The sequence below is a fragment of the Pseudoalteromonas sp. XMcav1-K genome (assembly GCF_044005875.1).
Taxonomy (GTDB): domain Bacteria; phylum Pseudomonadota; class Gammaproteobacteria; order Enterobacterales; family Alteromonadaceae; genus Pseudoalteromonas; species Pseudoalteromonas spongiae.
This window is the reverse complement of record NZ_JBIPJE010000045.1, coordinates 398,076-424,154: the sequence shown is the minus strand read 5'-3', so window position 1 is coordinate 424,154 and position 26,079 is coordinate 398,076. Positions and strand designations below refer to the sequence as shown.

General features: G+C 40.0%; 21 protein-coding genes. 11 read left to right on the top strand and 10 right to left on the bottom strand.

What is annotated here, in order from left to right; all coding sequences use genetic code 11:
• Positions 1-30 precede the first annotated feature (30 nt).
• The 4 genes from ACHSBP_RS14810 to ACHSBP_RS14795 all read left to right on the top strand — a co-directional run bounded on the left by ACHSBP_RS14810 (position 31) and on the right by ACHSBP_RS14795 (position 4,587).
• Complete coding sequence (locus ACHSBP_RS14810; RefSeq protein WP_395389348.1) at positions 31-972, top strand: sugar kinase; 942 nt, start codon at positions 31-33, stop codon at positions 970-972.
• On the top strand, positions 953-3,361 hold the full coding sequence (locus tag ACHSBP_RS14805) for a beta-N-acetylhexosaminidase (protein WP_395389346.1): 2,409 nt from the start codon (positions 953-955) through the stop codon (positions 3,359-3,361). Before ACHSBP_RS14810 ends, ACHSBP_RS14805 begins: the two co-directional genes overlap by 20 nt.
• 9 nt (positions 3,362-3,370) lie before the next feature.
• Positions 3,371-4,279 carry an SMP-30/gluconolactonase/LRE family protein gene (locus ACHSBP_RS14800; protein WP_010558885.1) on the top strand — a complete coding sequence of 303 codons (909 nt, stop codon included), beginning with the start codon at positions 3,371-3,373 and terminating at the stop codon, positions 4,277-4,279.
• A gap of 83 nt (positions 4,280-4,362) precedes the next feature.
• Positions 4,363-4,587, top strand: coding sequence for a DUF3955 domain-containing protein (locus tag ACHSBP_RS14795; protein ID WP_010558886.1), 225 nt, complete (start codon positions 4,363-4,365; stop codon positions 4,585-4,587).
• A gap of 68 nt (positions 4,588-4,655) precedes the next feature.
• Here ACHSBP_RS14795 and ACHSBP_RS14790 read toward each other — a convergent pair whose 3' ends face one another.
• From ACHSBP_RS14790 to ACHSBP_RS14775, 4 genes are all read right to left on the bottom strand, one after another.
• Positions 4,656-5,246, bottom strand: a complete 591-nt coding sequence (locus ACHSBP_RS14790; RefSeq protein ID WP_138633548.1) for a CBS domain-containing protein — start codon at positions 5,244-5,246, stop codon at positions 4,656-4,658.
• 49 nt (positions 5,247-5,295) lie between these two features.
• Complete coding sequence (locus ACHSBP_RS14785; protein ID WP_395389343.1) at positions 5,296-5,571, bottom strand: hypothetical protein; 276 nt, start codon at positions 5,569-5,571, stop codon at positions 5,296-5,298.
• A 176-nt stretch (positions 5,572-5,747) separates the two neighbouring features.
• A complete protein-coding gene (locus ACHSBP_RS14780) occupies positions 5,748-6,851 on the bottom strand; it encodes a PepSY-associated TM helix domain-containing protein (RefSeq protein WP_395389341.1) in 1,104 nt (367 codons plus the stop codon).
• A 69-nt stretch (positions 6,852-6,920) separates the two neighbouring features.
• Positions 6,921-9,056 carry a TonB-dependent siderophore receptor gene (locus ACHSBP_RS14775; RefSeq protein WP_010558890.1) on the bottom strand — a complete coding sequence of 712 codons (2,136 nt, stop codon included), beginning with the start codon at positions 9,054-9,056 and terminating at the stop codon, positions 6,921-6,923.
• Positions 9,057-9,780: 724 nt separating this feature from the next.
• Between ACHSBP_RS14775 and ACHSBP_RS14770 the strand changes: the two genes are divergently transcribed.
• Together ACHSBP_RS14770 and ACHSBP_RS14765 are read left to right on the top strand one after the other, a co-directional pair.
• Positions 9,781-10,224, top strand: coding sequence for a hypothetical protein (locus tag ACHSBP_RS14770; RefSeq protein WP_010558891.1), 444 nt, complete (start codon positions 9,781-9,783; stop codon positions 10,222-10,224).
• Between the two features lie 2 nt (positions 10,225-10,226).
• Positions 10,227-10,427 (top strand): helix-turn-helix transcriptional regulator, encoded by a 201-nt coding sequence (locus ACHSBP_RS14765; RefSeq protein ID WP_010558892.1) that lies wholly within the window; start codon positions 10,227-10,229, stop codon positions 10,425-10,427.
• 241 nt (positions 10,428-10,668) lie between these two features.
• Here ACHSBP_RS14765 and ACHSBP_RS14760 read toward each other — a convergent pair whose 3' ends face one another.
• Positions 10,669-12,075 (bottom strand): DEAD/DEAH box helicase, encoded by a 1,407-nt coding sequence (locus ACHSBP_RS14760; RefSeq protein WP_395389338.1) that lies wholly within the window; start codon positions 12,073-12,075, stop codon positions 10,669-10,671.
• A gap of 203 nt (positions 12,076-12,278) precedes the next feature.
• On the opposite strand from ACHSBP_RS14760, the gene ACHSBP_RS14755 reads away from it, so the two are divergent.
• From ACHSBP_RS14755 to ACHSBP_RS14745, 3 genes are all read left to right on the top strand, one after another.
• On the top strand, positions 12,279-13,502 hold the full coding sequence (locus ACHSBP_RS14755; protein ID WP_010558894.1) for an ABC transporter substrate-binding protein: 1,224 nt from the start codon (positions 12,279-12,281) through the stop codon (positions 13,500-13,502).
• On the top strand, positions 13,503-16,400 hold the full coding sequence (locus ACHSBP_RS14750) for a response regulator (RefSeq protein ID WP_395389335.1): 2,898 nt from the start codon (positions 13,503-13,505) through the stop codon (positions 16,398-16,400).
• Between the two features lie 126 nt (positions 16,401-16,526).
• The gene (locus tag ACHSBP_RS14745) at positions 16,527-16,994 is read left to right on the top strand and encodes a low molecular weight protein-tyrosine-phosphatase (RefSeq protein WP_010558896.1); all 468 of its coding nucleotides are present in this window, start codon (positions 16,527-16,529) and stop codon (positions 16,992-16,994) included.
• Positions 16,995-17,014: 20 nt separating this feature from the next.
• Here ACHSBP_RS14745 and ACHSBP_RS14740 read toward each other — a convergent pair whose 3' ends face one another.
• The 4 genes from ACHSBP_RS14740 to ACHSBP_RS14725 form a co-directional block, all read right to left on the bottom strand.
• The gene (locus ACHSBP_RS14740) at positions 17,015-17,233 is read right to left on the bottom strand and encodes an ATP-binding protein (RefSeq protein ID WP_338050367.1); all 219 of its coding nucleotides are present in this window, start codon (positions 17,231-17,233) and stop codon (positions 17,015-17,017) included.
• Between the two features lie 101 nt (positions 17,234-17,334).
• The gene (locus tag ACHSBP_RS14735; RefSeq protein ID WP_010558898.1) at positions 17,335-18,006 is read right to left on the bottom strand and encodes a response regulator transcription factor; all 672 of its coding nucleotides are present in this window, start codon (positions 18,004-18,006) and stop codon (positions 17,335-17,337) included.
• 329 nt (positions 18,007-18,335) lie between these two features.
• Positions 18,336-19,493: a trypsin-like serine protease gene (locus tag ACHSBP_RS14730; RefSeq protein WP_010558899.1), complete on the bottom strand. Its 1,158-nt coding sequence runs from the start codon at positions 19,491-19,493 to the stop codon at positions 18,336-18,338.
• A 510-nt stretch (positions 19,494-20,003) separates the two neighbouring features.
• Positions 20,004-21,011, bottom strand: coding sequence for a sensor domain-containing diguanylate cyclase (locus ACHSBP_RS14725; protein ID WP_021033083.1), 1,008 nt, complete (start codon positions 21,009-21,011; stop codon positions 20,004-20,006).
• 539 nt (positions 21,012-21,550) lie between these two features.
• Between ACHSBP_RS14725 and ACHSBP_RS14720 the strand changes: the two genes are divergently transcribed.
• Together ACHSBP_RS14720 and ACHSBP_RS14715 are read left to right on the top strand one after the other, a co-directional pair.
• Positions 21,551-22,498 (top strand): DUF368 domain-containing protein, encoded by a 948-nt coding sequence (locus ACHSBP_RS14720; protein ID WP_010558901.1) that lies wholly within the window; start codon positions 21,551-21,553, stop codon positions 22,496-22,498.
• 145 nt (positions 22,499-22,643) lie between these two features.
• The gene (locus ACHSBP_RS14715) at positions 22,644-22,856 is read left to right on the top strand and encodes a hypothetical protein (RefSeq protein ID WP_010558902.1); all 213 of its coding nucleotides are present in this window, start codon (positions 22,644-22,646) and stop codon (positions 22,854-22,856) included.
• Positions 22,857-22,941: 85 nt separating this feature from the next.
• On the opposite strand, the gene ACHSBP_RS14710 is transcribed toward ACHSBP_RS14715, so the two are convergent.
• Positions 22,942-25,905: a TonB-dependent receptor domain-containing protein gene (locus tag ACHSBP_RS14710; RefSeq protein WP_010558903.1), complete on the bottom strand. Its 2,964-nt coding sequence runs from the start codon at positions 25,903-25,905 to the stop codon at positions 22,942-22,944.
• Positions 25,906-26,079: the final 174 nt, after the last annotated feature.

Here is a 26,079-nt window from a genome sequence, read left to right as displayed (position 1 = left end):
TTTAATTCCATTGTGTTTTTAGGCGAGTGTATGATTGAGCATCGTGCTGATGGCGATGTGTTTTTTGGTGGCGATAGCTTTAATACTGCCTATTACCTGAGTCAACTAATTGCTTCTCATAGCGAAAAACCTATTCAAATTTATTACGCAACGGCAATTGGCACGGATAACCAAAGTGAAATGCTAAAAGCGTTAATGACACAATCTGGAATGCAGCTTGATTTTGTTGATCGCCACCCAACAAAAACATTAGGGCAATACTGGGTTGATGTTTGTGATAGCGGCGAGCGCTCTTTTCGTTTCGATAGGCAAAATAGTTCGGCTAGGGATTATTTAGCTTTGTCACACAAACTACTTACTGCACTTGAAACAAAACAAGTGGATGCCATTTATCTATCGGGTATAAGCCTTGCCATTTTAGATGAAAAGCAACGAGCAGTGCTTATAAATGCACTACACCAATTTAAAGCGAAGGGTGGCATTATCTATTTTGATAATAACTATCGCCCAGCGCTTTGGCAGTCGATATCGCCCATTCATGATTACTTTTCGTTAATGGCACTTGCCGACATCGCATTTTTAACCAATGACGATGAATATGCTGTTTATGGCACGCAATCTGTGAGCGATATAATTGACTTACACTTCAAAGGGAAAAGTTCTAGGCAAACCCTTGTTATTCGACAAGGTGCAGAGCCCTGTGTGATTCAAGAAATTGGCAAAAACTCATTGCTTTATGTGGCAGCAGAGCAGCTAACCCAAAAACAAGTTGTCGATACATGCGCTGCGGGCGATTCGTTTGCCGCAGGTTTTTTAGCGGCAATGTTATTTGAGCGTGATACGCAAAGTGCCGCACATTTTGCGCATAAGGTAGCTGCTTCGGTAATTAAGCAGCGTGGTGCGCTTATCCCAACTCATTTTCTTCCCAAACTTTCGAACCAGGAGTGTTTAGGTGTCGATACATTTTATTAATAAAGCATGTGTACTTTTAAAGCTGTGTAGTTTATTGCTGTTTAGCTCATTACTTTTTGCCGAAACCAGCTTAATGCCAAAACCACAATCATTTGAGAGGCAAACCGGTGAACTGCACTTATCTAGTCAAATTGAATTTTCATTTGAAGGGTTTAGTGACAAGCGAAAACAATTTCAAGCAAAGCGTTTAGAATTGCACTTAACACGTTTAGCAAAGTACAAAATCACCTTAATAGACTTAGCAAATAACAAAAAGCAAACGCCAGATAACGCAACCCTTAAAGTCATTGTGCGCGACAAAGAAAGTGATTTATTGGTGCCACAGCTCAATAACGACGAAAGTTATCAATTAGTGATTAACCAAAATGGCATCACACTAAACGCCAATACCGTGTTTGGCGCGCAGCATGGTTTAACAACGCTCATACAAATAGCGGCAAACCATTTTGATAATCAACTGATGTTACCCCATGTAACGATTTCTGATGCGCCACGTTTTGCTTGGCGTGGGTTATTAATTGATAGTGCGAGACATTTCTTATCAACTGAGACAATTAAACGACAGCTAAACACCATGGCTTCTGCCAAATTAAATGTGTTGCACTGGCATTTAACAGACGATCAAGGCTGGCGCATTGAAAGTAAACGCTTTGCAAAGCTTACGCAAAAGGCATCAGATGGCCTCTATTACAGCCAAAGTGAGGTAAAGGAAGTTATTGAGTATGCCGCTCTTTTAGGTATTCGAGTGGTGCCTGAATTTGGTATGCCGGGTCATGCTAGTGCCATTGCCGTTGCATACCCTGAGCTTATGGCAGAGGTAAAGCCCTATGAAATGGAGCGTCATTGGGGCGTATTTAAGCCGTTACTTGATATTTCAAAACCTGAGGTATATCAGTTTGTAGATAGTTTAATCGAAGAAATGACAGCTATTTTCCCTGATCAGTATTTACATATTGGCGGTGATGAAGTCGAACCCGAGCAGTGGTTAAATAATAAGCATGTTCAAGCGCTAATGGCCAAGCACTCCCTTAAAAATGGCCATGATTTGCAGAATTATTTTAATACCCAAATTCAACCTATTATTGCTAAACACCAGCGAATAATGATGGGTTGGGATGAGATTTTTCATCAAGATTTACCAAAAGATATTGTGGTGCAATCATGGCGCGGTCATGACTCATTAAATGAAGTCGCTAATAGCGGCCATTTAGGTATTTTATCGACAGGGTTTTATATTGATCAGCCGCAATACAGCGACTATCACTATCGCAATGATCCACTACGCAAATTGCCACTAGTTGATTTATCAAAACCGCAGGTATTGGCAAAGTCGTTTGTGATTGACCGCTTAAAAGGCAGCGATGTTAAAGGTGAGCTGGTTGTTTTAGGTGAGCAAGTTTTAATTAAACTTAATAATAACCACCATCAGTTGGCATTAGTTAATAAAACACCTAATCAAACAACAAATGCATTTATAGCCAAAATGGACAGTTGGATGGGGCCACTGACCTTTGAATTTGATTTAAATGGGGAGAATAGCGCTGTGATGATTGGTAATAGCCGTTACCCCGTTAAATTATCAACGCTTAACACGCCATCTCCCGTATCGCTATCTCAACCATTAAAAAGCGCAAATGCAGCGAATATTTTAGGTGCTGAAGCGACTATTTGGAGCGAAATGGTGACCGATGACAATATTGATTTGCGCATTTGGCCGCGTTTGTATGTTATAAGTGAACGCTTGTGGTCAAATAAAGAATATACAGATGAAAACAGCATGTATTTGCGCTTGGCTTTTATCAATACATTTGCTGCAAATGTGATTGGTGCAGCGCATTTATCGCAGCAACAAAGTGGCTTTGAAAGCCAACTTTCTAAGTCGCTTAGTAAACAAGAAAAAGCTTCTACCTTAGCGCTTCTTAATACGATGGCAGCACTGCTTGAACCAGCTCATTACTATACGCGCCACCATATTAAATATTTAAACGATGAATATCATCAAGAGGCGTCACTTCATTTATTTGTTGATTATTTATATGTTGAAAGTGAGCAAGTACGCCAAATTAAACGCTGGGTGCTAGCCTATACCTCAGGCGATGTTAATTCGATAACGCAATTAGATAAGCAATTAATAAAGTGGCAAAAAGGCCTTGAAATGGGGCTTGAAACCCTCTCATCAAGTAAAAAATTAAGCGAGCTAAAACCAACGCTTATATCACTAACGCAATTTATTGGGCTTTCACAACAGGTGATAAGCAGTTGTAAAGGTGAAATAAAAGGAACCGGGTTAGATGAGCAGTTGCTTGATTTACAAAAACTCACAGACGAACTTGTGATTGCAGGTATTTATCCAATGCGAGATCTCTATCTTGCTTGCACCGAACAATAAGGAATAACAATGAAATTAAACATAGCAAGTGCACTAATTCTGGCATTATTTGCCGCCCATGCAAGCAGTGACACGTTATTCGAGACAAGTGACTGGGTGAAAGATAATGCGTTTACCAATGGCGTAGAGGGCCCTGCAGTTGACTCGCAAGGTGTGTTATACGCGGTGAATTACAAACACCAAGGCACTATCGGTAAAGTGCTTGGTAAAGATAAAGTCGAGACGCTCGTTACGCTTAAAAATGGCTCTATCGGTAATGGCATTCGCTTTGATAAAAAAGGCAACATGTATATTGCTGACTACGTTAATCACAATGTACTAACAATAGCTGCGAAAGACTTAGCGCAAGGCGGCGAACTCGCAGACAAAGTTAAGGTGTTTGCCCATAATGCAAAAATGAATCAACCAAATGATCTCGCCATTATGGATAACGGTATTTTATTTGCGAGCGACCCAAACTGGCAAACCAGCGCAGGTAATTTATGGCGTATAAACAAACAAGGTGAAACAAGCCTATTAGAGGCGAATATGGGCACCACCAATGGTGTTGAAGTTAGCCCAGATAATAACATCTTGTATGTAAACGAAAGTGTGCAGCGTAAAGTATGGCGTTATGATCTTGACGGACAAGGCAATGTTTCTAATAAACAACTGCTGATTGAATTTGACGATTTTGGCCTTGATGGAATGCGTACAGATAAGGCAGGTAACTTATATATTGCACGCTATGGTGCAGGTGTTATTGCGGTGGTTTCTCCAAAAGGTAAATTACTAAGAGAAATAAAACTAAAAGGGCAATTTCCAACTAATGTGGCGTTTGGTGGTAAAGACGGTAAAACCGTGTTTGTAACCATGCAAAAACGCGGCGCCATTGAAACCTTTAATGTGGATATTGCTGGTAGAGCCTTTAACTTGTAACTCGTGATGAATACGTGAAAATTATTGCAACTTTTTAGCGCATTCAAGCTCTACTGATAAGAATACAATCATTAGAGATAAAGATGTCGTTTAAAAAAGTTTGGCCTGCAATAGTGTGTTTTAGTTTCTCATTAATCGCGTATTTTGCTTATCAATTTACCGGAGTTACGGTTGATGAAAATGGGTTTCTAAGAGAGGCATTTTTTCTTATTCCCATTTCATTGAGCTTGTTTATGTTAGGCAGTGTATTGCTGGTGGTTTTTATTGCCTTAAAAATAAAAGCTGGTAGACGTTCACAACTTAGCTGATTGCTAACCACCTCCTTGTTGTTAAAATCGTTAAGCTATCGCCCAGCAAATACTGGGCGATTGTTGATCTAAATTTCGCTGTGATTGACTAGCGAATCAACCAATTGACTGAAAGTCTTGGCGCTTTTTGCTTGATTAAGTGAATAGCCAGTGATTTTTGCAATATCAATTAAATCAAAGTAGCCGCGCAATTCGTTTTGATTAGCACCGGTTACCAATAGATATTCGTAGCTAGCTTTTTCCATGGTTTTTAACACGTCGCCTACTTTTGCATTGGCGAGAGTTGTTTCTGATACAGTATCAATCTCTTCTAATCTCACCATAATGTCACCAATCGTAAGTTGTGCACGTGTTAAGCCTTTTTTACTTGCTATTTTAAGTACATAACTGCTTGCCAAGCGCGCCTTTGAAATCACGCCTTTAAGTTGGTTTTGTCCATCTACTACAAAGCTAGTGCGCATATGGGTTTTTTCCAAAATGCGGTTTGCATCATCTAAATTAGTATCGATATCAATATACTGCAAAGGCTCAAGGTGAAAGCCATGCATTACAAATGAAGCAGGGCTTGAAAGTGACACACTTGTGTCTACATGAACTTGTGCAAATAAGCTTGCGCCTTCAAGAAGCGGTTTTGTTGAAAATGAAGTGAATTGGTTCATAACGACCACCTTATTTATTAACTGTTAGAATTAAGATAAATATGAAAAGCTAACAGGTTGTAGGCGGTGCTCTTATTAGTTTAATCGCGATGCGTGATTGAATCGCAGGTTGTAATAGCTGGTTGGGTTGGTAAAAACTTAACGCTATGGTGTTTTTTGTGCTGACGTCTAACGCGACATCGTCAAAATCAAGTTGGTTTGGATTTAAGTCTTCAGAGTTATCAACGCAAATAACGGTTGCTTGGCTATCGCTTGCTATAGCTGTCGTGGTGCTTAAGCTAAGCGCCAAAACAACTACTGTAACGACAAACAACCAACGAAGCATAATTTACAACTTAAAAATTACTGTTACTTTAATAGTGGGTCTGTTTGGTTGATAATTCAACACTTATTTTATGCAAAGTTTATTTTATTTTTATATTGAGTTGTAACTTACTGAATTTAAGTCGTATTTACGGTTTTAGTTTTGCCGAATATATTGATATTCGGCAAAACACATAATTACGAGGTAACGTATTCATTTTTATGTTGCATTCGGCGTTTGGGTTTTCTGCGTTTAAGCCACAAATAGCATCCGGTAACCGAAAATATAAGCGGTGTTAAACCGATTAAACACCAAATTATACGGCTCGGTAACCCTGCAAAATAGCCAAAATGTAGCTTGCGAAAGCTATCTACTGCAACTAAAAAGAATGGTGCTTCACGAATATCGTAATTAGGCAGTTGTTTACCTGTCTCTTTATCAAAGCTTACCGTTGACGCGTATTCACTCGTTACAAAACTGGTATTTGCAACGTCGCCAAAAAACGTTATCGGTAAGTCGGGTTCAAAAGGAAACATTAAATAAGTTGCCCTAAAGCCGCCCATTTGTGTTTTTGCGGTTACCATTAAGTTATCGAGTGAGAGCTGGTGGTTGTACAGTGAGCCTTTAACTAAATGTGGTGGCTCATCAGCATGCTCAAATTCATGATGAATAATTTCAGATATATTCCAGTATACGCCTGTAAAACCTAAAATAAGTAGCACTGGCGCAGACCAAATTCCCACTAGTTTATGTAGATCGCTAAAAAAAGCGATGCGTTTAACCTTTAAGCGCAAGGTAAAAAATTTCTTCCAAAACTTGCGGTAAATAATGAGGCCTGAAATGCCCATAAACATTAAAATAAGCGAAATAGTGCCTGTAAACCAAAGGCCTGTTTCGCCAATTAAAAATTTGTAATGTAGGTCTAACAGCCAATCGGTAAGGTAATAGTCGACCGCTTGTGGCGTTGTTCGAACAATGCCTTGGTATTGATCTAAATAAATTTTAGACCACTCATCTGTACCGTGCTTGAGTACATATACCCGATCAGCGGTTTGCCCATCATCAAATATTTCCCAGCTGCCAATTTCATAGTTAGGCAAATTGTGTTTGATGGTTGTGTGCAAGTTATCGTAGCTAAGGCGTGTTCCAGGTGAAGCATTCACACTTGCCAGTTCGGGCATAATTAAGTGATCAATTTCTTCTTTAAAAACTAAAATACTGCCCGTAAGCGAAATTATAATCAGCGGCAGGGCAATGACTAACCCGCAGTAGCGATGCCAAAGATGGAGTTTCTTTTTCATAATTCGGTGACGTCCGTTTATAAAAACAACAAAAGGCCGCATAGCGCGACCTTTACATTTTGAATTTTGTTATAGTGACCAGTTAAGTGACAGTGCGTAGTTACGCGGTGCACCATAAAAACCTTGTGCCCAGTAAAGTGAATTAACATACTTTTTATCAAATACGTTGTTTACGTTAGCTGTAATACTTACTTGCGAATTAATTTCGTAGCTTGCCATCATATTCACAAGTGCGTAGGCGTTTTGTTTTGTAACAATAAGTGGAGTATCGTTTTGTACACGGCTAATATCGTCTTGCCAACGCATATTCATACCAAATGATAAGCCATCAACAAAAGTCGCATCGTATTTAGCAGCTAGTTTAAAAACTTGTTTTGGCGTATAGTCTTTTACTAATTGCGCGTCTTTATTGCCTGAATTAAAGGTATCCGAAACGTCAATATCAGTGTAGGTGTAGCCTAAGTTTGCACTCACACCAAAGCCAACTTCACCACTTAATTCAAGTTCAAAACCTTGCGATTGAATACCAGGTGCAGCTCTATACACTGTATTATCAGGAGTTGAATTAATAGTATCAGCAACAGCTATGTTTTCTTGCTCAGCATCAAAAATCGCCACATTTAACATCATTAAATCGTTAAATAACTCGGTTTTAATACCAATTTCTTTTGTATCGCCGTTAATAGGGTCAAGCGTTTGGCCGTTAATATCTTGTTCAGCTTGCGGAGCAAAGGTTTCGCTGTACGATGCGTAAACATTAATATCGTCGTTGATTTGATACACCGTACCTAAGTGAGATGTCGTGTCGCTCACATCACGAGATTTGTTTTTACCGTATGATAAACCGTTAGTTTCCCAAGCGGTGTGACGAATACCTGCAAGTAGTTTTAAATCATCTGTAATCGAGAAACGCGCAGATACATATTCTGAAACTTGTTCACTCTCTACACGAGAACCATTTAAGCCGTCTTTTAATACTGGTACTGGTGCTACGCCATCCCATTCATTTAGATTTGGCATCGCTGGAAAGCCATTTCCGGTAGTGTAATCGTATAGCGAGCTATCTTGATACGCCATATCAGCAACACTTGCACCAGCCGCAATTAAATGCTCTTGTCCGAATAATTCAAAGCTTCCTTTGGCATACACATCAAATAGGTTAAGGCGGTCGGTAAGTTGATAATCGCTGGCATAACCAGTTAAACCTAAACCCGTTTGCGCATCTGGCGTACCATAAACATAAAATAGATTTGAATCTTGCTCGGTTTGAGTATGCGCATAACGTGCGATCACACTCCAGTTATCACCTACAAGTTGTTCTAATTCTACAAATGCTTGTTTTGACGTGTTATTCCAATACGCCCAGTCAGCTGCGGTAGAAGTAGAGGTATCGTAATCTGTAGGGTTCCCCTCGGAATCAAATAATGCAAGCGCACCCCAAAGTGGACTATCAGCATCATTTTGCTGGTAGGTAAGGCTTGTTGTTAATGTGGTGCTATCAGTTAGGTTTAATTCGGCAATACCATAAAATACGTCACGTTCAACGCTGTAGCGGTCAAGGTATGAATCACGTTTTTGTTTAACAACTACAGCACGTCCTGCTGCGTATTCATTTAAGCGGCCTGACACATCTGCATCCAAACGCATATTTGACCAAGAACCCGCAGTAATTGACACATTGGCGCGCAGATCATCGGTTGGACGTTTGCGAATAAAGTTAACCGTAGCTGATGGGTTGCCGGCACCTGTCATCATGCCGTTTGCACCCATAACCACTTCAATTCGTTGATAAATGGCTGTATCGAGAGTGCCTTGCAATGCGCCACTTTCTTGCGGTAAGCCTAACCCATCTACTTGAAAGTTAGTGATATCAAAACCGCGTGCCTTGTAGTAAGTACGATCGGTTTCAATTTTTTCTACCGAAACGCCCGGAGTTGTTTCAAGTACTTGATTCACATCATCAAGTGAAAAGTCGTTCATAAGGGCACGAGTAATTACGCGTACCGATTGTGGCGTTTCCTTAATCGAAATACCAAGCTTTGAAGCGGTTTCTGCTTCTACGGCAAGGTAGTTTGAGTGGTTCTTTCCTAACACCTCAATTTTTTCGATGCTTTTATCCGTTTGATCGTTAGCAAAAAGTGGGGTAGCGAATACTGAAGATGTGGCGACAAATAAAGTACTTAGTTTAAAAGCACGCGATTTCATAACAGGGACCTAAATTCACAAGTGACTAAAAATTGTTGCGTATCGTAATTCAAATGATAATCGATCTCAATATTATTATTGTGTTATTTTCAATTAAGCTGTTAATTGCATTAGATTCTAAAAACTGAATGGAGTTTATGGTTCGGTTTGAGTATCGCTTTACTAATTTAACGATAATGAGAAAACATAATAAAACGTATAAATTAAATGTGACCTAGTTAAATCAAAGTTTGTTTGATCACTATAAGTACAGGGCAGGCATATTATTTTTAAAGGTTATTTCATTAACGAGTGAAATGGATAACTATTTTTTGATACCTTAATGTATCAAAAAGATACCTTAAGGTTACAAAATGATTGATTTGGTGATACCTAGGGGTTACACTTTTGGCGGATAGAATTTAAATATCAAAGTTAAAGAAAGTATTTGAGCTGAGTACAAAGTTACATAAAGGACATCTTTCATTGGTTGATAAATTGAAAGTATTTAGAAAAGGCTAATTTGTCTTAGCCATTTTGTCATCTTATTGAAGCGATGTTTAATCGGCCATTATCAATTTAATGTTAATTTTGACAGCTTAATACAAACATAAATACATCAAAGACATATTCCAAAAGATCGATATAGTGGCTTTGGTAAAGTGATATTAGTTTATGAGAGTGCCGTCAGTGGGTGGTTTGTAAAGACCAAATATTTGCAGTGCAATACTAAGGAATGATAATTATGACTGCTATTTTAAAACAAGAACGAAATTTACTAATTACGGCGAAAATACTTTTTGCTGTTGGGTTATTTTTTACAGTCGACGCTATTTATACCAGCTTTGGATTCACCTTTAGTGCATTTTGGGGAACTTTGGGTGCCATATTATTCTTATTGATATTGTATTGGAGTGCTAAGAGCCTTAAACACATGACGGAAAGATATGATGATGAATATTTAAAACATGTTTATCAAACATCATATCGTTATGCTGCAACAGGCGCCGTAATCGCTTTATTTGTTTTTATGCTTTTTGATGATTGGCTTGCGCATTACTTTACCCTTAAATATGCGGCAAAACTGTGTATTGGATGTATGTTTGGTGCACAAGGAGGCTACATTTTATGGCGAAATTTCAAAGATAATCAAGATATTGAAAATTCACACGAATATGGCGAAAGTTAGTGATGAGTGAGGTTAAAAATCGTATTGCTGTGTTACGTGCTGAACATAAAATATCACAGCAAGCATTAGCTGATGCTATTAGTGTGTCTAGAAAAACGATTAGTACGATTGAAACCGGCCGATTTACACCTTCGGTAACAATTGCTTTGAAGCTGGCGGTCTTTTTTAATGTCACTGTAGAAGAGATATTTAGTTTGAATTAACTGAGAACCTTTAATTCTAATTGATGATTCATCCTGTTTTTGTGGTTCACAAAAATGCTAGACTTTACAGAGTACTTCTAGACAACTAGATGCTAAATTGTGTAAGAAACTCAATTATGATTCCAGATTCGATAATTATGTTTTTTATTATTTTTAAAGAAAAATAGAACTCCGACTTTTTAACGTGTTTTGAATCCATGATAGCAAGAACATAAAAAAGCCAGCTGATGCTGGCTTTCTGTTATTTGTTTGCTTTAAATTTCACATTGTTTGGCTTTCGTTTCGGGCGTTTAGCTTGTCCGTTGTTATCACTTCTGCCTTTGCTATTTTGCTTAGGTTTTTCGCCATTTTTAGGCTTAGCATTGTGTGAACTGCTTTTCTTTTTTGGCTTACTTGCTGCTTTTGCTTCAGCTTTTACTTTGTCGTTGGTACTCGCGTTTTCTTTTGGCTTTTTCGGTTTCTTCGGCTTTTTAGGCTTAATTGGACGCGTATCTAGCTTTGAATCTGGCACTGGGCTTTGTGGTTCAAATCCTGCTTCAATTTTACGCGGAATAACTTCTTGGATAAGTCGTTCAATACCAAATAAATCGGCAGCTACGTCTTGGGTTACAAATGAAATTGCTTCGCCTGATGCACCTGCACGGCCAGTACGACCAATACGATGAACATAATCTTCATATACATTTGGTAGATCAAAGTTAACCACATAAGGTAGCTCTTGAATATCGAGGCCACGCGCAACAATATCGGTAGCAACCAGTACATTTACATCACCTAATTTAAAGCCGTTAAGTGCGTTCATACGCGCACTTTGGCTTTTATTACCGTGAATTGCAGCGGCATTAATCTTGGCTTTTTCAAGATCACGAACTAAACGGTTTGCACCATGCTTAGTACGCGTAAATACCAATACTTGTTGCCAGTTATTGGTTTTAATTAGGTGTTTAAGCAAGCCAGTGCGTTTGCTTTTATCAACCGGGTACGCCCATTGGGTTACTGTTTTAGCTGTTGTATTGGCAGGAGCAACTGAGATTTCGATTGGGTCGTTAATTAGGCCTTTAGCAAGTGCGCGAATATCGTCAGAAAAAGTTGCTGAAAACAGCAAGTTTTGGCGCTTTGAAGGCAGCGCTTTAATAACGCGTTTAATATCATGAATAAAACCCATGTCGAGCATGCGGTCGGCTTCATCGAGCACAAAGAGTTCAAGCTGGTCAAATTTTACGGCATTTTGCTGAAAGAGATCGAGTAATCGCCCTGGTGTGGCAACTAAAATGTCGCAGCCTTTTCGCAGTTTCAGCATTTGAGGGTTAATTTTAACACCACCGTAAACAACATGGCATGAAAGAGGGAGGTGTTTGCTGTAAGTTGCAACACTTTGCCAAACTTGCGCTGCCAATTCTCGCGTTGGTGTGAGTACTAATGCACGCACTTGATTGCTGCGAACTTTTTCTCCTTTGCTTAGCATTTCTAGCATTGGCAGAGTAAAACCTGCGGTTTTACCTGTACCTGTTTGCGCCGCAGCCATTACGTCACGCCCTGCTAATATTGCTGGAATTGACTTTTCTTGAATTGGCGTAGGGCTTTCATAACCTTGCTCTTCAATTGCTTGGTTTATTTCAGGGCACAGGTTTAAGTCTGAGAAATGCATTTTTAGTAACTCTTATAACGGCGGCCGAGCAGGGTACAGCATCCCCGCTCGGAACGCAATTTTCACGTGATTTCAGTAATGACAGCTTTTTTCTTGATAACAAATACAGAACGGCTTTATTGAACAAAATTAATTGCTTATCACTATTCTAAAATTGAAATATTAGCTATTGTTTAATTATTGGAAATTTTGCAGGTAAACAGATGTTAATTTTTGTAAGAGGGATGCTGATAGTTTCCCTGTTTATTATGAGCCACGCTTTTGCACAAAAGCGCGTTTTTAATATCTACCATGACTCTGACTATTCAAATCATGCCGAATCCGCCAATGCGATGAAAATGGGCTTTTTAACTGCGCTGTCGCAATACGAAAACGAGTTTAACAACATAGAATTTAACTTTATTGAAAAAGATCATCGCGGCAACAGTAATCGCAGTTTACTGCATATGAAGCAGTTTTTGGCAGACCCAAATGCTCTGTTTATGTTGGGCGGCTTACATTCGCCACCTTATATTAAGTACAAACAGTTTATTAGTAAAAATGAAGTGTTGCTGTTAGTACCATGGGCCGCAGGTGGGCCAATTACTCGCCATGCAGAGCCTACAAATTGGGTTTTTCGTGTGTCGGTTGATGACACTAAAGCTGGGTATCGCATCGTAAGCTTTGCGCGTGACCAATTAGGATGTGAGCAGCCACACATGCTGCTTGAGCAAACGCCTTGGGGCAAGTCTAACCACACTACCATGCGAAAGGCGCTAGGCAGCGAAAATGATAGTGCTGTAACCTGGTTTAGTTGGAATACAAAACTTAATCAAGCGAAAATAATGCTGCGAGATATTAGCTCGACGCGCGCAGAGTGTATTTTGTTTGTTGGTAATGCAGTAGAGGGCAAACAATTTGTTGATGCCATGGCGGCGCTACCGGCTGACCAACGCGTGCCAATAGTGAGCCATTGGGGGATCACTGGCGGCGACTTTTTTAGCTATGTAAAACAACATCTAGCCACTGACGTTAAACTAAACTTTATTCAAACGTGTTTCGCTATCGAACCACAAGACCAATCACCACTTGCAAAACAGGCCGCTGTTACAGCCACTAAGTTGTTTTCAAATACATTTACTGGGTTAGAAAACTTATCGGCGCCAGCTGGATTTATTCATAGCTTTGATTTAGCAAAAATATTTTTAACTGCGTTTGCTAATGTTAAACCTGAGGGCGATATTAGCGATATTCGTTTATCTCTGCGCGATGAATTGGAGCGTATCAAAACTCCTGTTGTAGGCTTGGTCAAAACATATCAACCACCGTTTTCCCAATGGAGTTCTACTCAGCCTGATGCCCATGAAGCGTTAGGACTTGAAAACTTATGTATGGCTGAATACAAAGCGAATGGTGGTATTCGTGTGTTTAATAATATAGAGCGCTAAATGGCGAATAATAAATTAACTACAAAGCTATCAGCTAATAGTGCGTTTTTATCTTTTGTGGTGCTAAGCCTGTTACTGTCGGTATTAGTGAGCGCAGTATTTGTCGGTTTCACCACTGATAAAAATATGCGGCAATATGAGATTAATAACGCCAAGACCGAAGCTAAATTAAGCGCAAGTTACATTCAACAGTTTGCAGAAACACGATTACAGCTACTGCGTGACTTGGCTAAGCAACCGATATTAGTGAATGGTGTTATGGGCTCAGATGTGTCTGCTGCATCTTTGTCAGATTATTTAGATGATTATCATTTAGTCGGTAAAAAGCATCCAATTTGGCTTGTGAATATCGCCAGTGAACTTGTTTATAGTAATAGCGAAGTAGAGCCACCAGATTTAAACGCCCCTTGGCTTGCACAACTGTTGAGTGAAAACGTTGCACACGTAGTGACTTTAAATACGTTGCAAGGTGGTGATCATTTCTTAATTGCGGTACCTATAAAGTATAACGGTTTTACCGAAGGGGTAATGATTGTTGAATTCCGCTATTCCCTCGCTGAACTTTTTCAAGATGTAATAAACAGTGAGAATTATGGCGTTACGCTTAATGGTAAATGGTTAGACTTCTCAAGTTTAAAGAATAATACCGAATACTTATCGGTTGCTACGCTGGCACTTGGAAACACCGGACTTACGCTCAATTATCATTTAAATATGCAACTTATTGAGCAACGTGTGATGGCGGTGATTATTAAAATTGCATCGTCAATTTTGCTAAGCCTTTTAGTGGCTTGGATAGTACTTTATCTTGTTGGCCATAAATTATTGCTCGATCCTTATCGGCGTTTAGCCGCTTCTGAGCGCGCAATTAAACTCAGTGAAGAACGTTATAAAGTGGCCGTTGCGGGAAGTAACGATGGTTTGTGGGACTGGGATATAAAAGCCGGAACGGTTTATTATGCGCCGCGCTATAAAGAGCTATTAGGCTACTCGGCAGACGATGAAGCGTTTCCCAATACCTTTGCGAGTTTTGAAAATGCCCTGCACCCCGATGATAAAGAACGCGTTAATACAGCAATCGAACAACATTTAAAAGACAGGCAGCTTTACGATATTGAATACCGTTTGCGTACAAAAAGTGGGGAGTACCGGTTTTATCGTGCAAGAGGTACCGCAATTTGGGATGAAAATGGCAATGCCACGCGTATGGCGGGGTCGCTTACCGACGTAACAGAACGCATTGAAATAAATAAAGCGCTGGAATTAGCAAAACACCAAGCAGAAAATGCCAATAAAGCGAAAAGTGAATTTTTGGCGTCAATGAGTCACGAAATCCGAACACCAATGAATGGGGTGTTGGGTATGCTTAATTTACTGCTAACAAGTGAGCTATCAAAAGAGCAATTGCACCGAGTAAACGTGGCAATTAGCAGTGCAAATGCATTATTAAATTTGCTAAATGATATTTTGGATTTTTCAAAAATTGATGCAGGTAAACTCGAACTTGAGTCAATTGAGTTTGATTTACGTACTTTGCTTGGCGAATTTGCAGAGGCCGCAGCGATTCAAGCCCATCAAAAAAGCCTTGAATTGATACTTGATATTACTAAGGTCAATGCACAAACCGTAATGGGCGACCCGAACCGCCTTCGTCAAATATTATACAATTTAGTAGGTAATGCGATTAAGTTTACCGCACACGGTGAAGTCGTGATAAAAGCGGCGTTAGAACTAACGGGCTCTGATAAATATATTTTAAATTGTGAGGTTAATGACACTGGCATAGGTATTTCTGCGCAGCAGCAATCCAAACTTTTTAAAACATTCTCTCAGGTAGATGCCTCTACAACACGTAAATACGGTGGCACCGGGTTAGGTTTGGCAATCGTTAAGCAGTTGTGTGAACTGATGGGTGGCAGTATTGAGGTGAATAGTCTCGAGGGCAAGGGAAGCAGCTTCAAATTTAGTTTAGTGCTTGGTTGTAGCAGTGGGACTAAAGCCAGTATTCCATCGATTGATATTAGTAAATTACATATTTTGATTGTTGACGACAATAAAACAAATTTAGATGTTTTACGTAGCCAGTTTGAGTTTTGGGGAGCACGTGTAACAGAAGCACTTTCAGCAGATGAAGCGATGTTGGCGTGTAAATCCTACTTTGAAACTCACCAACGTTGCTTTGATATTGCGTTTTTGGATATGCAAATGCCGAATGTTGATGGTGCGCAATTAGGTAAAGCGATTAAACAGCATCCAGATTTTCATGCAACAAAATTGGTGATGATGACCTCAATGAACCATCAAGGCGATGCATCTTATTTCGCAGAGCTTGGTTTTGCGGGCTATTTTCCGAAACCCGCGACCACCTCAGACTTACTCGATGCGTTATCAATAGTGGTTGAAGGTGGCGATGCACTTGAACAAGCAACACCTTTAGTAACCCGCCATTATATTCAAACGCTACAAACTCACGCGACAAATGAGCAGGTTAAATGGGCGAAAAATATTAAACTATTGCTTGCCGAAGATAACCAAGTAAATCAAATTGTTGCCAAAAGCACCTTGGCTAAATTAGGTTTAACGGACATAAAAATTGCCTCAAATGGGCAAGAAGCATTAACTATATTAAACGAAAGCGAAGACAGCTTTACTGCAATTTTGATGGATTGCCAAATGCCAGAACTCGACGGCTATGATGCCACCAAGGCGATTCGAAATGGTAAGGCAGGAAAACACAACACACGCATTCCAATTATCGCAATGACAGCAAATGCAATGGTTGGCGATCGCGAAAAGTGTATTGCAGCCGGCATGGATGATTACATTACTAAACCAATTGTTGAAGCCAATCTTAAAACTAAACTGCGCGCGTGGCTGCCAGAGGAAAAACAAAGCTGAATCTTGAACGCCTAACAGATTCAAGCTAGATAGTTGATATGGCTTTACTTGAATAGCTAAGTGATTTGAGGCATTTTCATTAACCAAGTTGTACGCTAATCATGAATTATTTAGAAAAAGGTTTCTATGAATAAAGGAAATACGCCATATAAAGTACTAGTGGTATGCATGGGTAATATTTGTCGCTCGCCCACTGGGGAGGCTGTGTTAAAGGCAAAAGCGACTTTACATGGTGTTGATATTGAAATCGATTCTGCAGGGACCATTGCTTATCATGCTGGAGAGCGCTCGGATCCGCGTTCACGTGCTGCCGGTGAAGCAAGAGGTTATGATTTTTCATCAATTCGCGCGAGACAAGTGACGGCTAATGATTTTGAATACTTCGATGAAATTTTGTGTGCCGACAAACAGAATTTATCCGACTTGAAGGCTGTTTGCCCGCCTCAATATCACGGCAAGTTAAAGCTATTTTTAAGTTATGGCGATATGGGAGTTAATGAAATACCCGACCCTTACTATGGTGGTGAGCAAGGGTTCGAACGGGTATTAGATCTAATAGAAAATGCCAGTGAACATTTCGTTTTGCAGCATTAACAACTTGGTTTTGTTGCAGGTTACGATAAGATAAATCGTGCGTCATGCCGCTTTGATTCATCGACACGTATGTGTTCATCATGACGAGCAACAATACTGTGTGGCGCTGCTAAGCCTAAGCCCACACCACCAAAATCGCGTTTTCTACTAAAGTCTAAGCGGGCAAAAGGTGGGAAAATGCGTGTAATATCGTCATTTAAGAACACTGAATGGGCATCTTCAGTTGAAAGTTTCCATATCGCTTTTGCTTTGCTCGATGTGATGGATAAGTTGCTCGTGTAGCTTCGCTAAGTAACATATTCCGAGCATTGTCCAGCCAATGAGCAACGTGCGCTGGTGCTCAATCACAGAGAATATAACCTGTATTTCTAACGGTTTTTATTAGCTGCTCATCAGGTGCCACGACGGCGAGTTTTTTTCTTATTCGGCTTATTCTTAGGTCAATTGAACGGTCGATACCGTCATATTCGATACGGAATATTTTACGGTGCAAATCCTCACGCGAAATTACTTTCCCTCTATGATTTGCCAAAATCTCAAGTAAATCAAACTCTGCAGTGGTGAGCTCCACCGTTGTGCCATTAATAAACACGATCCGTTTACGTATATCTATCACAAAGCCTGTACTACTGACGGTCGTGTCTTTGCGGATTGTTGCTTTTCGTAATTGTGCTCGAATATGTGCGAGTAATAAGCGCGGCTGTACCGGTTTACACAGGTAATCGTCTGCGCCTAACTCAAGCCCTGTCACTTCGTCTATATCGTCACCGAGCGCTGTTAGCATCATTATAACACCGTGAAATGTAGGTCGAATTTGGCGACATAACGTAAGTCCATCTATTTCAGGCATCATTAAATCAAGAATGATAAGGTCAGGTTTAAATGCATCAATTGCGTGTTGTGTATGTAATGCATTATTTAGCACATTAACATCGTAGCCATTACGCGTTAAAAATTGACTTATTAAACTTGCCAGTGAGGCGTCGTCATCAATCAATAGAATTTTTTGCAAAGACAAACTCCCAATTGACGTAAAATGAGTTATACAATTTTGCGTTCGTTAACGTATCGTGCAAAGCTAATGTTAGCTCAATCAGTGTACCCATGCTGCGACTTTCACCGGATATGCAATAACTCACTAATGATGGCGAATATTGAGCTCAAAGTAATCAGCTGAGATATCCCAACTTGTTACTTTGATAATGACTGCGTTGTTGCTGGCATGAAAGCAATGCAGTGGTTTCATAATCGCCAATGAAGATTTAAAGGCGAAGAACCAATATTTAATACTTATTATAAAAAAGAGAAGCAACCAGCTTCTCTTTTAAACAACAAGGAAGATTAACGAACAACTACCGCTAATTCTACGTCTTTAAATGTTTCGTACGCGTGCAATTTCAATGTCCAAACCCCTGACTCTGGGAACTGTATGAGAATATGTTCATCATTCCCTTCCATTGCAGAGTAGAATTTCTCACCTTGTTTATCTTCACCATGAAGTACTAAATCTACGTCGCCTTCACCACCGCGAGTGTCGATCCAAAGTAGTTTAGCATCTTCTGGTACTTCAATCTCAAAGGCAACAAACTGGTCTGACTCAGCATTCAAATCAGTAAGTAATTGGCCTACTGATTCGCCCGGGCTTTCAGGCTCTCCTGGCTCTTGCTCGCCTTCACCAATACCTGTGTGGTTGTCTGGGTTGGTTATAACATCATCAAACCATGCATTAAAACTAGTTACACGAGCGTAGACACCGTATTTATTTGGTAATGCACAACCGTCGCCCCAGCTTACAACACCCACTTGCAATGGGCCGTTACTACCTGCGATTACAAGTGGACCACCACTATCGCCTTGGCACGAATCTTTTCCACCGGTTGCAAAACCAGCGCAAATTTCTGTCGCTGCGATTTTACCGTTATATGCAGCTTCACTATTACACACTTCGTTGCTGACAAGCGGTACTTTTACTTTAAGTAGTTGAGTTGATACATCACCTCCGCTTGCAGTTGCCCCCCAGCCAGACACGATCGCTTCTGTGCCTGATTGAATTTGGTCTGCGTCAGCATCTGTTGCAAGTGTTAAATATTCTATATCGGTAACAGGTGATGCAAGTTTGATCAGGGCAACGTCTGTCGATTTACCGGCAAGGTATTCTGGGTGAATGTAAATATTCTCAATATTCACGCTTAGCCCTTGGTCGCTTACTTGGTCAATAAAGTTATAGCGAATTGACATATTACCAAGTTCAGACTTTTTGACTGATTCTACACAGTGAGCTGCGGTAAGCACCCAGTCCTTGTTGATAATCGATGCGCCACAAAAGTGTTGCTGATTAAATTGCATTGATGCCATCCAAGGGCGCTCTCCGAGAGGTGTCGGCTCGCCACCGACAATGCGAACGGAATCCATTGTTTGTTTTAGTTTAAACGGAAGTTCCTGAGCAACAAGAACATTTGTCATGCCAGTTAAGGCGATTACTGAAAGTAGTGTTTTCATTTTCTTAACTCCTGTTAATGGGTTGTTATTAATTTACTGCCCTTGTACCTAAATGTTTATTGCTTTTACGTGTCGATTTGTAGTGTTATGTATTGAAGTGTTTGATAGTCGTATTTGTAATGTTAATTAGATAACTTAGATGAGTGTTGATGATAGGTTGGCGCGGGTTTTGTGCTTGTTGAATATTAAAAAAATGTGCTTGCTCGTATATCGAATTTTTTGATAATTCAAATAAAATCAAGGTGGGTAGTAATATCTTGAATTACTGAGTTAATTTTATTGTTCAATTGGCTTGTAATCTACTTAACTATGGTGCACTCAACATCCCTGTTAAAACACCCAAGCGTACTACCAATCATGTTTAAATATGTGAGTTTATTAGTTATATTTTGTCGGCGATATTGTTTTGCTGATCATGTATGTTTTTGCATCAATAGTGTGTGGTTTAATAACAATTTAATTATTTTACTTATGGTTGAATCCAAATAATGGGTTGGACATTTAACCAAATTAAAGGGTAATTACACAATTTCGACCTGCGTTTTTTGCACGATAAACCGCGACATCAGCCTTTTTAATCGTATCTTCAATAGAATGTTCTAACGCCATTTCTGCAACACCAAAACTAGCGGTAAGTTTTATAATGCGTTGTTCGTGCTGAATTACCATATTTTCAATAGTTACTCTCAGCCTTTCAGCGAGTTGGCTTGCTTGTTGCTCGCCAGTGTAGGGCAAAATAATAATAAATTCCTCCCCGCCGTATCGACATAAACAATCTTCCAAACGCAATTGCTTTTGACACGTTCGAGCAAATTGTGAAAGTACGATGTCGCCGGCTTTGTGGCCAAATTCGTCGTTAATATGCTTAAAATGATCTAGGTCGATCATGATAAGTGAAAGCGGCGTTTGCATGCGGTATTGCGAGTTTTTAGCACTTTGCACGCGTTCATTAAAATAGCGTCTGTTTTTGAGGCCTGTTAGCGCATCAACAAACACCAGTTCGCTTAGTTTGTTTTGTAATTTTAGTGTTTCAAGCGCCATAAGTCGCCGACTGCAGCTATCAGCCAGTGATTCGGCATATACAATATCTTCGTTACTCCAGCAGTGAGGGCTTTTTGTTTTACAGCTGATCACCCCTTGCGCTTTACCATTGTGAAAAATAACCGTGTCTAATATTGTGTTAGCCACGTTATCAGACTGATCATTATGGGTACTTTGCAGCTGGTGGTTTGCCATAATGGTTTCACCTTTGAACATGCGTTCAAAGTAGTCTGGGTGTTGTGCGATATCTAAATTGGGTATTGTTTGCACATCAATTTCGCAACTGCTTGCAACGCAATGTAAATATTCTGCCGAATCAATGTCATTGATTAGCCAAACAGTTATTTGATCGACACATAAAAAGTGACAGCCTTCAGATAGTAAATCGGTTAATAAACTATTTAAATTTGATGCTTCATTAATCGTTAATGAGCTAACGCGACGCAGTCGCTGTCTTGCTTGTTGGGGGGTAAGCATATACATCCGCCTCTTTAAACCTGTACCTCCCTGCACCTTAGTGTTTTCCTTTACTACTATAGTAGTGGTTTTACCTGTGATGCTTTTGATATAGCGCAATAATTTTTAGGGTCTGTTGATCTTTGATGTTCTATTTTTGTTCTCTTTGAACGTGCTTTTATCGCGGCGCTCGATGTGTGGCCTAGCAATCTAAGCGAATATCGAGCAAAGCTTCCGCGTCCTGCTCACGCCCCTTACCTACATCCATGTAGGCAACAATGAGAAAAGTGCGCTCAAAAGAACCGTTCGGCAGCGCTTGATTGGCTTTTCTACTGTGTTATCGGCTGACTCACATAGAATAACTATGTCACGCAGCCTCTGCCTTGTATAAAACCCAATCAAACTGCTGCAAAAACGAACTTGAAAGGTCAACAGACCCTAGATTTTCGGTACGCAAAATTCAACAGATTTCATGTTATTGGGTAATAACTCACGATAGTATTCTGCTGCGACTTACCCTAATATACGCTTAGTTTTTATTTATGGAGAAAATTAAGGTTATGTCACAGCACAAAGATACGCTGAGAGACTATGCAATGACCTTTTTAAAAGGTGCTGGAATGGGCGCGGCTGATGTGGTTCCCGGTGTTTCAGGGGGAACTATCGCATTTATTACCGGCATATACGAACGCTTGTTAAGCGCAATACGTAGCGTTAACTTAACTGCGTTTAAGGTGTTAAAGGAAAATGGAATAAAAGCATTATGGCAACATATTGATGGTAATTTTTTGGTTGCTGTTTTTGGTGGTTTAGCATTAAGTGCACTTTCTTTGGCGAAAGTAATCACCTATTTATTAGCTAATCATCAAACGTTTGTTTGGTCTTTCTTTTTCGGATTAATTATCGCGTCTTTCCTACATATCGCAAAACAGCTTGAGAATTGGGATATAAAAACCGTTATTGCATGCATTATCGGAACCTTAATTGCCTTTACGATTACTTCGCTGGCGCCAGCAGAGGCCAATGCAAGCTGGTGGTATTATTTTGTCGCAGGGGCAATTGCCATTTGCGCGATGATCTTACCTGGTATTTCTGGCAGTTTTATTTTGTTGTTGTTAGGTATGTACGGCCATGTATTAAGCGCGGTTACTTCCTTTGATTTACCGCTAATCGGTTTATTTTTAGCGGGTTGTGTTGTTGGCTTAATGACATTTTCGCACTTTTTAGGCTGGTTGTTAGCACGTTTTAGAGATGTAACCTTTGCGTTATTGGCTGGTTTTTTATTTGGCTCACTAAATTTATTGTGGCCTTGGAAACAAGTGGTAACGACTTATACCAATTCAAAAGGTATTGAAAAGCCACTTAGCCAAACGAACATCGGGCCGGAAACATACCACACACTGACGGGGCAAGATCCGCAAACTTTAATTTGTTTTGCGTTGGCAATGGCTGGTTTGGGCTTAATTTTAGCGATTGAGAAGTTAACAGCAGATAAGCCAAAAGGCTAGATTAATTAACTGATTTTAATATTAAAACCCGAGATGCATTCTCGGGTTTTTTATTGCGTAAAATTTGCTTTGAATAAAATGTGTGCGAATTTGATTTTTTATGGTACAAAGTGATTGTACATAAAATAACCGTAAGTGAAGTGTTATGTGTCGTAGAAATAAATTAATTATGCGCGTGGTATTAAGTGAGTTGATGACATCTCACCCAAAGCCAATTAAGCGCCATGAATTAGTTCTGTCTGGAGTGGCAGATAGCGATGTTGATACGGTAATCGAATATTTAACGCAAGAAAATTACATTCATTATGATGACCAAGGTCAGCTAATATTAAACGATGATTTTGAGTCTATTACGTAACTTGAACTTAGGTTACTTAATTTAATTATGTAAAACAAAAAGCCCGAAATAATTTTCGGGCTTTTTAGTTTTTTAAGTACGTAAATTAGAATGTATAACGTGCTTCAAAACGCAGGTAACGAGCACCTAAACGTGATGATGTCATACCCCAGTTAGGATTCACTTCTTGCCCGTTTTCACCGTCACGCGCATGCTCTTGTACAACAGCTGTTTGCGTATCAAAGTTAAACACGTTAAATGCTGTTGCTTTTAACTCAAGTGGGTTACCGGCAACTGAAATATTGTAAGCTAGGCTTAAATCAAACTCTTTTAGCCAATCTGTTTCGCCAAATGTGCCACGTGGAGCAGGGTTACCATCAGCATCATAGAATGATACATGGTCATAGCCACGGCTATTACATTCACTCCACACTGAGCTAGCTGCGCAGCTATCAATGCCTTCTGGGTGACGTGAGAATCGGCTAATTGGTACACCTGACGTAACACGTGCGTTAAAGCCAAGCACAAGATTTTCAGTAATGTTGTAATAACCATTTACTTTAAATGAATGACGACGGTCATTTGGCAAGTTACCGCTTGAATGGTCCATTAAATCAGCGTAGTCATAAGAGGTAGTCCAACCTGGATCCGCTTGACCGTTATCGGTACGTACAAGGCCTTCGGTGTTACCCCAGCTGTGTGACCAAGTGTATGATGCGTTGTAATGGAAATCGTTGCCAATATTGCCTTTTAAGGTATTTTCAATTGCGCCATATTTACGTTTAGGGTCCGGTAGTGCTATGTACTCTGCTGGAATAACAATGCGCTCGGCCACACCGTCGCCATTTGTATCGTAGAAAATATCAAGGTCAGTACCCGGGTTATTCAAGATATAAGCGTAACCAGGATCGCTGTCGATACCGTTTTCTGCAAACCATTTGCGCATTACAGGGCCGTAGTTGGTGTCTTCAATTGATTTCTTTAAGTCGCGATAAATACCGCGTACACCATAAACTAAATCACCGTCTAAAAACTCACCCTGATAACCAATTGTAATTTCATCAGAATACATGGCTTCTAGGTCTTGGCTCACAATCATACCTGTGTTGATCTCACCAGTTTGTACAACATCTTCACCTAAAAATGCACCTGTACTTGGTGAGCCATCAGCGAGTAGTATTGGTTCGCCGTTTGCATCTAAATCACCGAGTTCATAGTAGTAATGAATATCACGGCGTTGGCCACCTTGCGTGATGTTCATGTTTGCCGATACTGGCTGGTAGTAGCGTCCAAATGTGGCATAAACTTTTGACGTGCCTTCACCTAAATCATAAATCGCTTGCAGGCGAGGGGCGATTTGGTCGTCAACATCTACGTACTTTTCACCCGTAGAAACCGTGTTATAAACGCTTGAGTAACGTAGGCCTAAGTTTAAGGTTAGTTGATCGGTAACCATCCACGTATCTTGGATGTAGAATGCGGTTGAGTTGACCTCTGAATTAGTGAAGTCGGTTCTTACACGTTGATCAATAAATGCTTCGCCCGCAGGGTGCCCAACTGGGTTACCTTCCCACGCGTAAAGTACTTCCCACCAACCAGCGCGATCACCAACACCATTTGGGCTGTTTTCGTAATCAACATCAATATTTACGTAATCAAAACCAATCTTGATATCATGGTCGTCGAGTGTCCAGCTAAAGTCAGCGCGGAACTGATCGCGAATAAACTCACTTTCAGTAATTGATGATGCTGACTCTTGTGAGATTTTGTTCCAGCTACCTGAGAGTTGGGACCACACGAGTGGATCTGAGCTGGTTGCTGAGTTATACGTTTTATCTACAGTGCGACCAGCAACCAATTCAATCGACATATCGTCATTGAGAATACCTGAATATGTTAAGCCATAAATATCGCCACCTGTACGGGACTTATAATCACTTAGGAACTCGCCAATGGTTTCTGTTTGCCAATCGTTTGCGTAAGTTTTACCTTTGCCTTTGTTAGTAAAGCCAATGGCTGTCGCAGTAATTGAGTGATCGTCGGTAATAAACCAGTCAACAGTAGCAAGGTAACGATCTGATGTATTTTCACCGATATCTATCGTGTTGTTTTTGCCGTTTTCGTAATCATTCTTTTGCGGCGCATAAACACCATAAAAGAATAAGGTATCTTCAATTAAAGCGCCGCCTGCCGAGATTGAGTAGCGGGTAAACGTGCTTTCGTCTTGCGCTGTATTTGAGAAGTAATTGCCTTCTCTATCGATTAAATTGTCGTGATGTGAACGCGTAAAGTCTGGGTCGATACGAGCGTATGCTTCGAATTCCCACTCATTACTACCTGATTTTGATACGGCATTTACAATACCACCTAAAGCGCCACCAAATTTAGGGTCAATGCCACCTGTCATAACTTCGGTTTGCGCAACACCTTCCCACGGTAAACCAATAGAGCCAATACCGGTTTTGATATTGGTAATATTAATACCATTTAAATAATAGGCATTTTCAGCAGACGAACTTCCGCCAATGCTTGATGCACCAAATTCACCGTTACTTACAACACCTGGTGTCAGTAAAGCGATTGCCTCAAACCCTGTTTCCACAGGTAAACGTTCTAGTTCAGCTTTTGTTACAACGATACCACCGGTAGAAGATTCCATATTAACGCGAGCAATGCTGCTACCGGTAATTTCTATGGTTTCCATATCAGTGCCGACAGAATACATTGTATTGTTAAATACAACTGATCCACCTACAGTCACCAGAAGATCTTGCTCGATGATCTGTTCATAACCATTTTTTTCAATGGTCATAGTGTATTCACCAACAGGTAGTTTGCGTAGGGTATAACTGCCGTCTTCGTTGGTTGTGATAGTACGTGTTACACCTTTTGTTTTATGTTTTAGTGTAACCGTAGCGTTTTCTAGTACTTGCTGCTGCGCATTTGACACAACACCTTTCACAGTGCCGTTGAAGGTATCATTTGCAAACGTTGGTGCGCTTATTGCGATTGCGCCGGAAACGGCAAGGGCGCATGCCGAACGTTTAAGTAAGTTGCTTGTTTTTATCATTGTTGCATATCCTGAATTGTTGTGAAGGTATAATGTATACATTATGTAAATAGATGTAACACGGATATGCTTAGCCTGTAAAGATTGTATACATTATATTTTGTTTTGATTTACATTTACGCACGAAATGAAACTCTGTTGAATAATTTAAAATTCAAAAAATACAAAAGGTTA